10 protein-coding genes are annotated in these 9,767 nt (G+C 68.8%); 7 read left to right on the top strand and 3 right to left on the bottom strand.

The window, feature by feature from the left end; all coding sequences use genetic code 11:
- The coding region (locus ACN469_RS09065; RefSeq protein WP_498766182.1) for a GntR family transcriptional regulator at nt 1–199 on the bottom strand (199 nt) is incomplete at its 3' end.
- 134 nt (nt 200–333) lie between these two features.
- On the opposite strand from ACN469_RS09065, the gene ACN469_RS09060 reads away from it, so the two are divergent.
- On the top strand, nt 334–1,221 hold the full coding sequence (locus ACN469_RS09060; RefSeq protein WP_498766180.1) for a PhzF family phenazine biosynthesis protein: 888 nt from the start codon (nt 334–336) through the stop codon (nt 1,219–1,221).
- A 205-nt stretch (nt 1,222–1,426) separates the two neighbouring features.
- Nucleotides 1,427–2,350, top strand: coding sequence for a diacylglycerol/lipid kinase family protein (locus ACN469_RS09055; protein ID WP_498766178.1), 924 nt, complete (start codon nt 1,427–1,429; stop codon nt 2,348–2,350).
- On the opposite strand, the gene ACN469_RS09050 is transcribed toward ACN469_RS09055, so the two are convergent.
- Entirely contained in the window at nt 2,340–3,077 is a 738-nt protein-coding gene (locus tag ACN469_RS09050; protein ID WP_498766176.1) for a DUF2306 domain-containing protein, read from the bottom strand. The genes ACN469_RS09055 and ACN469_RS09050 overlap by 11 nt on opposite strands.
- Before the next feature lie 138 nt (nt 3,078–3,215).
- On the opposite strand from ACN469_RS09050, the gene ACN469_RS09045 reads away from it, so the two are divergent.
- The 5 genes from ACN469_RS09045 (at nt 3,216) to ACN469_RS09025 (ending at nt 6,848) form a co-directional block, all read left to right on the top strand.
- Nucleotides 3,216–4,379, top strand: a complete 1,164-nt coding sequence (locus ACN469_RS09045; protein WP_498766174.1) for a sensor histidine kinase — start codon at nt 3,216–3,218, stop codon at nt 4,377–4,379.
- The gene (locus ACN469_RS09040; RefSeq protein ID WP_498766172.1) at nt 4,376–5,017 is read left to right on the top strand and encodes a response regulator; all 642 of its coding nucleotides are present in this window, start codon (nt 4,376–4,378) and stop codon (nt 5,015–5,017) included. Before ACN469_RS09045 ends, ACN469_RS09040 begins: the two co-directional genes overlap by 4 nt.
- 127 nt (nt 5,018–5,144) lie before the next feature.
- Nucleotides 5,145–6,200 carry a DUF72 domain-containing protein gene (locus ACN469_RS09035; RefSeq protein WP_498766170.1) on the top strand — a complete coding sequence of 352 codons (1,056 nt, stop codon included), beginning with the start codon at nt 5,145–5,147 and terminating at the stop codon, nt 6,198–6,200.
- 44 nt (nt 6,201–6,244) lie between these two features.
- Nucleotides 6,245–6,556, top strand: coding sequence for a hypothetical protein (locus ACN469_RS09030; protein ID WP_498766168.1), 312 nt, complete (start codon nt 6,245–6,247; stop codon nt 6,554–6,556).
- The gene (locus ACN469_RS09025; protein ID WP_498766166.1) at nt 6,477–6,848 is read left to right on the top strand and encodes a Smr/MutS family protein; all 372 of its coding nucleotides are present in this window, start codon (nt 6,477–6,479) and stop codon (nt 6,846–6,848) included. Before ACN469_RS09030 ends, ACN469_RS09025 begins: the two co-directional genes overlap by 80 nt.
- On the opposite strand, the gene ACN469_RS09020 is transcribed toward ACN469_RS09025, so the two are convergent.
- Nucleotides 6,830–9,592 (bottom strand): SNF2-related protein, encoded by a 2,763-nt coding sequence (locus tag ACN469_RS09020; protein ID WP_498766164.1) that lies wholly within the window; start codon nt 9,590–9,592, stop codon nt 6,830–6,832. The genes ACN469_RS09025 and ACN469_RS09020 overlap by 19 nt on opposite strands.
- Nucleotides 9,593–9,767: the final 175 nt, after the last annotated feature.

Below are 9,767 nucleotides of genomic sequence, written 5' to 3'. Positions count from 1 at the left end.
GGCCTCGGCGCTCTGCCTCCGCGTAGGCACGTGTGACGGTGCCCACGGTGACGCCCACCTTCTCCGCCAGCTCCCGGTGCGTGGGCAGGCGGGCTCCGGCGGCGAGGCGGCCCTCCTCGATGTCCGCGCCGAGCGCATCCGCGAGGATCCGGTACAGCGGCCCCTCTCGGCCTCGCAGGTTGGGCGTCCAGATTGTCATGGTGACAATGCATACAGTTGCCGGGCTTGTTCGCGCAATGTATCGATTGTGGAGATTTTTGGGCTGGATTGTGTCGGTACACTCGAAGGACGGTGCGGGCCAGGGCCCGTGGCCGTGGATGGGAGACGCACGCCATGCAGGTGACCATCGTCGACGCTTTCACGCAGACCGCGGGGGCTGGAAATCGCGCGGGTGTGGTGCTGGACGCGGCGGGACTCGGGGTGGAGGCCATGCAGCGCATCGCGGCCGCGGTGGGCGCATCGGAGACGGCGTTCGTCATCTCGGGCCCCACGGCGCAAGGTGTGCGGCTGCGCTACTTCACTCCCACGGACGAGATTGATTTCTGCGGGCACGCCACGGTGGCGACGTTCCACTTGTTGGCCGAGCGCGGGCTCGTGCCTCGCGCTGGTTCGCTCAAACTGGAGTGCGCGGCGGGCGTGCTCGACGTGGAGCTGGAGGCGGTGGACGCGCGTCGGAGCCGGGCGTGGATTGTCACGCCTCGGCATCCGTGGCTGGAGACGCCGGTGCCGCTGGAGCAGGTGCTCGCGCTCGTCGGCGGAACGGTGGACATGGTGGATGGCTCGCTGCCCGTGCGGCGCAACGCGCACCGGGTGGTGGTGCCGTTCCGTCGGAGGGAAGACGTGTGGGAGCTGGCCCCGCGCTCGAACTCGTTGGCCGAACTGCTGCGCCCCCATGGCGTGAGCGGTGTCTATGTCTTCACTCGAGAGACGCGAGAGGTGGGCAGCGTGGCGCACTCGCGATACTTCGTCCCTGGCATGGGTGTGGCGGAGGACCCCGCCACGGGCTCGGCGGCGGGGCCGCTCGGCATGTACCTGGCGATGCATGGTGTGCTGCCACTGCCCGCCGAGGGCGGCACGGTGCGCGCTCGCATCGAACAGGGCGATGCCATGGGCAAGCCTGGGCGCATCGAGGTGGAGGTCACCGGCCGCGCCGGACAGCCCGAGCAGGCTCGCATCGGCGGAGTGGCGGTGACGGTCCTCGACGGCACGCTGCACGTGTAGGGGGCACCTCACTCGGCCCGGCACACAGCCCCGGAGGGCACCTGCCCTCGGCTCGGCGGGCCCTCTGGAACCGGGGCTCACCGTGCGGTGCGTCAGCGGTGTGCCGGGTGGCGGGAGACCTGGACGACCCTGGGGGTGCGTCGCGAAGTGGAGTACCGCGCCACAACCGCGTAAACAGGGGCGTTACAGGGAGGGGTAGGTGCCGATGAAGACGTTCCTCGTGGTCAATCCGCGCAGCGCCAATGGCCAGACCGGAAAGCGCTGGGTCGAGATTGCCGCGCAGGTGGGCAAGGTGCTCGGTGAGTTCGGGCACGGCTTCACCCAGGGCGGGATGGATGCCGCGCGCATCGCCCGCGAGGCGATTGACCAGGGCTACGAGTGCATCGTCGCGGTAGGCGGTGACGGCACGCTCAACGAAGTCACCAACGGCTTCTTCCGTGACGGCAAGGCCATCAACCCGAACGCCGCCCTCGGCCTCATCCCGCGCGGTACCGGTGGCGACTTCCGCCGCACCTTCGGCTGGGGCCTGGACCTGGAGTCCTCCCTCGAGCGGCTCCGGACGGACACGACCGAGCCCTTTGACGTGGGCCGGCTCGACTTCATCGACAACGATGGCAACCCCGCCACGCGCTACTTCGCCAACATCGCCTCGTTCGGCGTGAGCGCGGTGGTGGCCCGCGAGGTGAACAGCGGCAGCAAGGCGCTCGGCGGCAACTTCAGCTTCGTCTGGGGCACGCTCAAGGGCCTGGTGAAGTACACCGAGCGCAAGGTGCGGTTGTCCACGGATGACGGGCCCGCCGAGACGCTCGATGTCACCGCCGTCGCCGTGGCCAATGGTCGCTACTTCGGCAGCGGCATGTTCGTCGCCCCCGAGGCCATCACCCACGATGGCGTGTTCGACATCACCATCTGGTCCGGCTACGGCCTGAGCGACTTCCTCCTCAAGTCCAAGGGCGTCTACAACGGCTCGCACGTCACCTGGAAGGGCACGCGTCGCCTGCGCTGCCAGAAGGTTCATGCGGAGTCCGTGGATGGCCAGGAGGTCTACCTGGACGTCGACGGAGAGACGCCGGGCCGACTCCCTGCCACGTTCACGCTCCAGCCCGCCGCCATCCGCATCAAGGTGTAGCCACGCGCGAGCCCTCTCCAGAAACGGGCGCTGACGTGCGCTCTGGACGAGGGCTCCTGGCCTTGGGCGCGAACTTCTTCTGGTAGTAGCGCTCCCACCGCTTGAGTCCCGGAACGCCCACCAGCGTGGGGCCGAGGAACACGGCGAGCTGCATTCCCTCGATGCCCAGGTGGCTCGCATTGACGACCAGAACGGCCGTCAACGTCGCGATGCCCGAGCCCACCATGGCGCCCATGTGCTGGAACCACCAGTGCATCCGCTCCTGGGGAGGGCGGAGCCAGTACCGCAGCGACGAGGCCCCCGTGAGGATTCCCACGGGCGCGAAGCCCCAGAGGAGTGGCACGCCCTTCACGATGCCCCAGGCCACGGTGAACAGGCCCAGGCCCAGGGTCAGCGCGGAGAGGCCCAGGTCGAAGGGGTGACGGTGTGCCGTCGTGCGCGACTTCGTGCGCAGCACACGCACGCCCATGGACGCGGAGGTTCCACTCATCACGCTCAGGAGGATGAAGAACAGCGCGTGGGATTGATTTTCGGGGCCTTGCAGGAATCTCCAACTGGAGATGATCAACCCGGTGACCGCGACAACGCCCATCGCGCCCACGTAGACCCAGCCCACGCGCCGGTGGAGCGAGCCTCCCTTTCGCGCCGCCAAGGGCAACCACAGCGCGGTGAAGCCGACGACGCCCGCCATGATGTGAATCGCGCGAGCGAGATAATAGAAAGACATGCATGCCTCCGACGTGCTGCGAGTCGAAGGCCAAGGTACGCAAGCGCTCCACGGCCCACATCGGCTGGAAGTCACACAGGGGCGCTGTGACTTCCGGCATATGTCCCGCCCCCGAGGCAGGTCCTATGCTCCGCCTCCATGGTCTTGAAGCACGCCGCGCGGAAGCCCGCCTCCATCCGAAGACTGCTGCGCATGGCGGGGCTGCTCACGTGGGCTGTCGTCGGCTCTCCCCATGTGGAGGACGTGCTTCGAGAGCCCTCGCTGCTCTCCACTCCGCGAGAGCTGGTGTGGTGGGTGGCCTTCCTCGCGTTCGGACTGGCCTACTGGCGCAACGCTCGCTCGGAGGCGGTGACCCGGGACGGGATTGTGATGATGGGGATTCAGTCCGTCAGCGCCCTCGTCATCGTCGCCACCAGCCGCACGGGCGTGGACGGGGCGTTGCTCGCCATCATCGCGGCCCAGGCACCCGAGCTGCTGCCCCAGCGACGCGCGATGCTCTGGGTCCTCGCGCAGTCGGTGGCCATGCTGCTGGTCTTCGTCTCCATCTACCCGCTGTCGCGCGCGCTGCTCCAGGCGCTCATCTACATCGGCTTCCAGGGGTTCACGCTGGGCTCGGCCGTCGTCATGGTTCGCGAGGCCGAAGCGCGCGGCGAGCTGGCGCGACTCCACGCGGAGCTTCAGTCCACCCAGGTGCTGCTCGCCGCCAGCGAACGGGAAGGGGAGCGGCTGCGCATCGCCCGCGAGCTGCACGACTCCCTGGGCCACCACCTCACCGCGCTGTCCCTCAACCTGGAGGCCGCCGCGCACACCGCGAAGGACACGCCCTCCGCCGAGCACCTGCGCCGCGCACGCGAGGCCGCCCGCATGCTGCTGTCCGAGGTGCGCGAGACGGTGTCCGCGCTGCGTGACACCCCCACACCGCTGCTGTCCACGCTGCGTCGGCTCGCACACGATGTGCCCGGGCTCGAGGTCCACCTCGAGGTTCCCGAGACACTGGCCCTCGATTCGACCGAGGCGACGCATTCGCTCATCCGCTGTGTCCAGGAGGTCCTCACGAACACGCTGCGCCACGCCCAGGCCACGCAGCTCTGGGTTCGCATCGTCCCGACGCACGAAGGCGGTGTGCGCGTCACGACTCGGGACGACGGTCGCGGCTCGCGGTCGCCGACGCCCGGCGCGGGCCTCACGGGCATGCGAGAGCGCTTCACTCGACTGGGAGGCGGCGTGGAGTGGCGCGCGGAGGAAGGGAAGGGCTGGGAGCTGGAGGCGTGGCTGCCGGCCGAGCGGAGGGCCGACGCGTGATTCGACTCGTCCTGGTGGATGACCATGCGCTGGTGCGGCAGGGGCTGCGCGGCCTGTTGGACCTCACGCTTGACCTGCGCGTGGTGGGCGAGGCCGTGGATGGCGAGGACGCGCTGCTCAAGGTGGCGGAGCTCAATCCCGATGTCGTCCTGATGGACGTGCGCATGCCTCGCATGACGGGCCTGGAGGCGCTGCGGGAGCTGCGTCGCGGGCCCGTGCATCGGCGCGTGGTGCTGCTCACCACCTTCGACGAGGACGCCGCCATCGTCGAGGCGTTGCGCGCGGGTGTGCAGGGCTTCCTCCTCAAGGACGTGTCGCTGGACGAGTTGGCCGACGCCATCCGCCGCGTCCACGCGGGAGAGACGTTGCTGCCTCCCGGTGTCGCCGAGCGCGTGGCCCGGGGACTCCTGGAGCTGTCCCGGGACTTTCCGGCCGCGGAGCTGCCCGAGGGCCTCACGCGGCGGGAGGTCGAGGTGCTGCGGCTCATCGCCCGGGGCTTGAGCAACCGGGAGATTGCCCAGGCGCTCGGGACGGCGGAGGGCACGGTGAAGAACCAGACCTCCAGCATCCTGTCGAAGCTCGGTGTCCGGGACAGGACTCGAGCGGTGCTCCGGGCGATGGAGCTCGGCTGCCTGTAGGTCATACATCCCTCTTGGGTAGTCCCCGGGTTCTGAGGCAACCTCCTGAATCATGTGGCGCCCGGCGTTATCCCTGCCGGACGCGCGGCACCGCGTTCCGGTGTCCGCAGGACGCAGGAGATGCCCGATGGCCCAGCAGCGCGGATCCTCCCAGCTCGACCTGTTCACGGGTGCGCCCGTCGAGCCGCCCACGCGGAGCCGGAGCAGGACCCAGCCGGTAGCCCCCGCGCCGGTGCCGGAGCCCCTCGCCCATCTGGGACGAGAGCTGCCGACGGGCGTCTACCTGGGCACCTCGTCGTGGACGTTCCCTGGCTGGTCCGGCCTCGTCTATGACCACGAGGCCGCCGCGTCGCAGCTCGCGCGCGAGGGCCTGTCCGCGTACTCGCGTCACCCCGTGCTGCGCACCGTCGGCATCGACCGGACGTTCTATGGCCCCATCAACGCGGAGGCCTTCGCTGATTACGCCGAGCAGGTCCCCGCGGATTTCCGCTTCCTGGTGAAGGCACATGAAGCCTGCACCCTGGCGCGCTTCCCCGTGCACGAGCGCTACGGCGCGCACCGGGGACAGCTCAACGAGCGCTTCCTGAACGCGGCCTACGCGGAGGAGCACGTGGTGCGCCCCTTCGTCGAAGGCCTGGGTGACAAGGGTGGTCCGCTCGTCTTCCAGTTCCCTCCGCAGGACCCTCAAGTATTGGGCGGCCCCGCGCGCTTCGTGGAGCGGCTGCACGCGTTCCTCTCCGCGCTCCCCAAGGGCCCGCTGTACGCGGTGGAGGTGCGCAACGAGGAGCTGCTGACGGAGGGCTTCGCGCAGGCGCTGGCGGACGTGGGCGCCTGTCCGGTGCTCGCGGTGTGGGCCCACATGCCTTCCCTGGGGATTCAGGCGAAGCGCACGCGGGCGCTGGATGCACGGGCCCTGGTGGTGCGGTGGATGCTGCCGCCGAACCTGGGCTACGAGGAGGCTCGGGCTCGCTACGCGCCCTTCAACCAGCTGGTGGACGAGGACGTGCCCACCCGCGATTTGCTGGCCCGCGCGTGTCTGGCCGCCCTGCGCCGCGAGCGCCCCGTCTTCGTCACCATCAACAACAAAGCCGAGGGCAGCGCGCCTCTGTCCGCCATCAAACTGGCGGAACGTATCGTCACGAGCAGAGCGACGGAGGGGGAGCAACGGAGCGTTGCGTCATGAACGCCCCTTGCGCGCGTGCACAACACTTGCTTACTTGATGGGGCATGAAGTCCGTCCTCATCGCCGCACTGCTGGTTCAAATGACGACAGCCGGAGGCGCGGGCGCGCGCGAGAAGCGTGCGGACGAGCGCGACATGGCGGCGGCGGACAATGTGGGCCAACACTTCTCCGCGCTGAAGCAGGAGCTCGACTCGGTGTCGGAGCAGTTCCGGCAGGCCCGGGAGCGACGGCGTCTGGAGTCAGAGCGCCAGAAGCGCGAGTCGGGGGAATCGACGAATGAGCCCGCGACGCCTACCCCCTCTCCCAGCAGGCGAGCCTTCGCTCCCACCGGAGGGGCCGGAGCCCCCGCCCGCTGACGACGAAGTCTTCGAGGTGCCCATCGATGGCACCCTCGACCTGCATTTTTTCCAGCCTCGCGAAGTGAAGCCGCTCGTCATCGAGTACCTCTGGGCCTGTCGCCAGAAGGGGTTGCTCGACGTGCGCGTCATCCACGGCAAGGGCACGGGCGCGCTGCGCCGCACGGTACAGGCCCTGCTGCCGAAGCTGGAGGAGGTGGAGTCGTTCCGCCCCGCCTCCGAGTTCGATGGAGGCTGGGGCGCGACGTGGGTGCGGCTCAAGCCGCTACCGCCTCAGGACAGCCAGAAGTAGGCGGAGGCGATGAGCGAGCGCTTCTCGTTCACCTTCGCCTTGTTGGCGAGCTCCGCGAGCTGCCGGTCCTTGGCGGCGTAGCGCTTCTCCTCCTCGTTGCGCAGCGAGGACAGCTTGCGGCGGTACTCGCGCTCCATCCGGTCCGAGTTCGCCCGCGCCTTCGCGCGCTCCGCGATGTCTTCCACGGACGACACCTGCTTGCGCGCGTCGATCCACTGCTGCCGGGCCGCCTCGACGGCCTCGCGGGACTCCATCAGGCAGTCCTCGACGTAGCGGTCCGCGCGCTCCTTCGCCTTGTCCAGCTCCAGGGCATTGCGGCGCTCGGCGGCGCGGACGATTTCGTCCTTCGCCGTCACCAGCGACTGCTCCTGCATGAGCTGCACGGACACGGGCGCGGGCTGCCGGCGCTTCTCTTCCTTCGCGACCAGCTTCACGAAGTGCGCGCCGTCCTGGAGGGGCAGGGCGCGGAAGTTGCCCTCGCGGTCCTTCACCAGCACCAGGTGGACGAGCTTCTCCTCCGGCTTCAGGCCCGTCGTCTCGAACTTGTAGGCGAACCACCAGCCCTCGCTGCCAGCCAGTCGCGCCAGTCGTGAGGGCAGGCCCGCGGCGTCGAGCTGGAGGTAGCTGACGGCGTCCTGCTTGCGCTCCTTGACGGCGTAGGCGGCCTTGGCGATCTCCAGCCGGCCGGAGGTGCGGCTTCCGAGCACGGAGCTGGTGAGCGCGCGCGCTTCCTGCTGTCGCTTCGCGAGGGCTTCCTTCGTCTGCTCACTCTGGCCCCGCAGGCGGCGGCGGACATCTCCGTCGAAGCGCTCCAGCACCACCGAGCGCATCTCCGTCATGCGCTGGCTGATGCGCCCCTCCATCTCCGAGCGCAGCTTGTCGAACGCCGCGTTGATGTCCTCCACCTTGCGGCAGCCCTGGTAGATGTCGAGGATGCGGCGCTCGAAGTCCACGCCGCTCTCCAGCGCGCCCAGGATTTCATCCGACGCGCCGAAGACGCCGTCGAAGAGGTTGAGCTTCTTCTCCAGCAGCTCGAACAGGCGCGCGTCCGCCGCGTTCATCCGGTTGAGGAAGTTGATGACCAGCACGTCGCGCTGCTGGCCATACCGGTGGCAGCGGCCGATGCGCTGCTCCACGCGCTGCGGGTTCCAGGGCAAATCGTAGTTCACCACCAGGTTGCAGAACTGGAGGTTGAGGCCCTCGGCGCCGGCCTCGGTGCAGATGAGGATCTGCGTCTTGTTGCGGAAGTCGTCCACCAGCGCGCGCCGGTCCTCGGGCGTGCCCGCGTCTCCCGACAGCAGCGAAATCTTTCCCCGGTACCCGTGCTCCGACAGGAGGTTGAAGAGGTACTGCTGCGTGCGCTTGGACTCGGTGAAGATGAGCGCCTTCTCCGGCCAGCCGTGCGCGCGCATGACGGTGAAGGTCCGGTCCAGGCCCCGCTTGAGGGCCTCTCCCTTGGCGTTGACCTTGATGGAGTCCGCCAGGTCGGCGTACTGCCGCAGCTCCCAGACCTCCTGCTCCAGGGCGCGCACGTTGGGCGCCTTGGCCGGGTCGTCGGACCACTCCTCGCCCTCCTCGACGAACTGCTTGGCCTCCTCGGGCTCGAACATCGCGAGCGCCTGCTGGCCCAGCTTCGCCGCCGCCAGTCGCTTCTCCAGGTTGTCCGACAGCCGCCGCAGCGTCGGGGCGATGGCGTACGTGGAGGACGCCAGGAGCTTGCGGTAGCACAGCGTCAGCAGCGTCTTCTTGCCGGGCTCAATCGCCGCGGCCTCCGAGCGCTGGAGGTACTCGCTGACCTTCTCGTAGAGGTCATGCTCCTCGGGCGAGGGCGTGAAGTCCTCCACGATGGAGCGGCGGTTGGTGTAGCGCACGTACTCGCGCACCTGACGCCGCAGCGTGCGTTGCACCACGGGCGCCAGTCGCTCCTTCAGCTCGCCCGCGGCGGCCTCGGACATGCCACCGCCCTCGTCCACGCGGTAGCGGCTGCGGAAGGCGTGCTCGGGGCCCAGGATCTGCTCGTCCAGGAGCGACATCAGCCCGAACAGCTCCATCAAGTCGTTCTGGAGCGGAGTGGCGGTGAGCAGCAGCTTGGGCTTGCCGCCCAGGGACGCCTTGAGCGCCTGGCCCATCTTGTTGTTGGGCCGGTGCGCGTTGCGCAGGCGGTGGGCTTCGTCGATGACGACCAGGTCCCACGGGATTTCCGACGTCAGGTGCGCCTTGTTGGCCGCGAAGGGGTGCGAGCAGATGACGGGGAAGGGCTGGTCGAAGCAGTTGCCGGTGGCGCGCACGGTGCGGCCGTCCACCATCACGCTGTCCAGGTCGAACTTCTCCCGCAGCTCGCTGTTCCACTGCGCGCGCAGCGTGGCCGGCGCGAGGATGAGGATGCGCGTCTTCCCCTCGGCCATGAGCTGGGCGATGACGAGCCCGGCTTCGATGGTCTTCCCCAGGCCCACCTCGTCGCCCAGCATGCAGCCGCCGCGCGACAGCGAGTCGAGCGCGAACATGGCGCCTTCGACTTGATGCGGGTTGAGGTCGACCTTCGCTTCGGACAGGGCTCCCGCCAACCGTTGTTGCGTATCACCACTGCGTGCCAGCAACTCTTCCGCCAGCAGGCGCTCGTGGAAGGGGGTCAGCGTCCGAGGTGGTGGCTCCGTGGCCTCCGCTCCTCGGGCGGCGATGGCCGCCGCATCCGCCTCGACCTCCAACCTCAATCCCCTTGCGACCTCCGCCAAGACTGTCTCCATCCGCTCTGTTTCGGGGCGCCCACCGACACAGCGGGCGAGAGAGACGCGCCATTTTGTTGACGGAGGCTCCGGTGTAAAGGGGGTCGTCTCCGAGGCCGAATTCTAGGCCTCCGCGCGATTGGCATGCTTCTTCGCGAGCGACGCGCGCGTACTCCATAAATGAGTGTTGCGCGAA

The organism is Corallococcus terminator, from assembly GCF_049194865.1.
Classification (GTDB): Bacteria; Myxococcota; Myxococcia; order Myxococcales; family Myxococcaceae; genus Myxococcus; species Myxococcus terminator_A.
Note: the sequence above shows the minus strand (reverse complement) of the source record. Positions and strands in the feature narration are given on the sequence as shown.

Coding starts and splice junctions, on each gene's coding strand:
- ACN469_RS09055 (WP_498766178.1), top strand. CDS start 1,427: ATGAAGACGTTCCTCGTGGTCAATCCGCGCAGCGCCAATGGCCAGACC.
- ACN469_RS09035 (WP_498766170.1), top strand. CDS start 5,145: ATGGCCCAGCAGCGCGGATCCTCCCAGCTCGACCTGTTCACGGGTGCG.
- ACN469_RS09060 (WP_498766180.1), top strand. CDS start 334: ATGCAGGTGACCATCGTCGACGCTTTCACGCAGACCGCGGGGGCTGGA.
- ACN469_RS09030 (WP_498766168.1), top strand. CDS start 6,245: ATGAAGTCCGTCCTCATCGCCGCACTGCTGGTTCAAATGACGACAGCC.
- ACN469_RS09020 (WP_498766164.1), bottom strand. CDS start 9,592: ATGGAGACAGTCTTGGCGGAGGTCGCAAGGGGATTGAGGTTGGAGGTC.
- ACN469_RS09050 (WP_498766176.1), bottom strand. CDS start 3,077: ATGTCTTTCTATTATCTCGCTCGCGCGATTCACATCATGGCGGGCGTC.
- ACN469_RS09045 (WP_498766174.1), top strand. CDS start 3,216: ATGGTCTTGAAGCACGCCGCGCGGAAGCCCGCCTCCATCCGAAGACTG.
- ACN469_RS09025 (WP_498766166.1), top strand. CDS start 6,477: ATGAGCCCGCGACGCCTACCCCCTCTCCCAGCAGGCGAGCCTTCGCTC.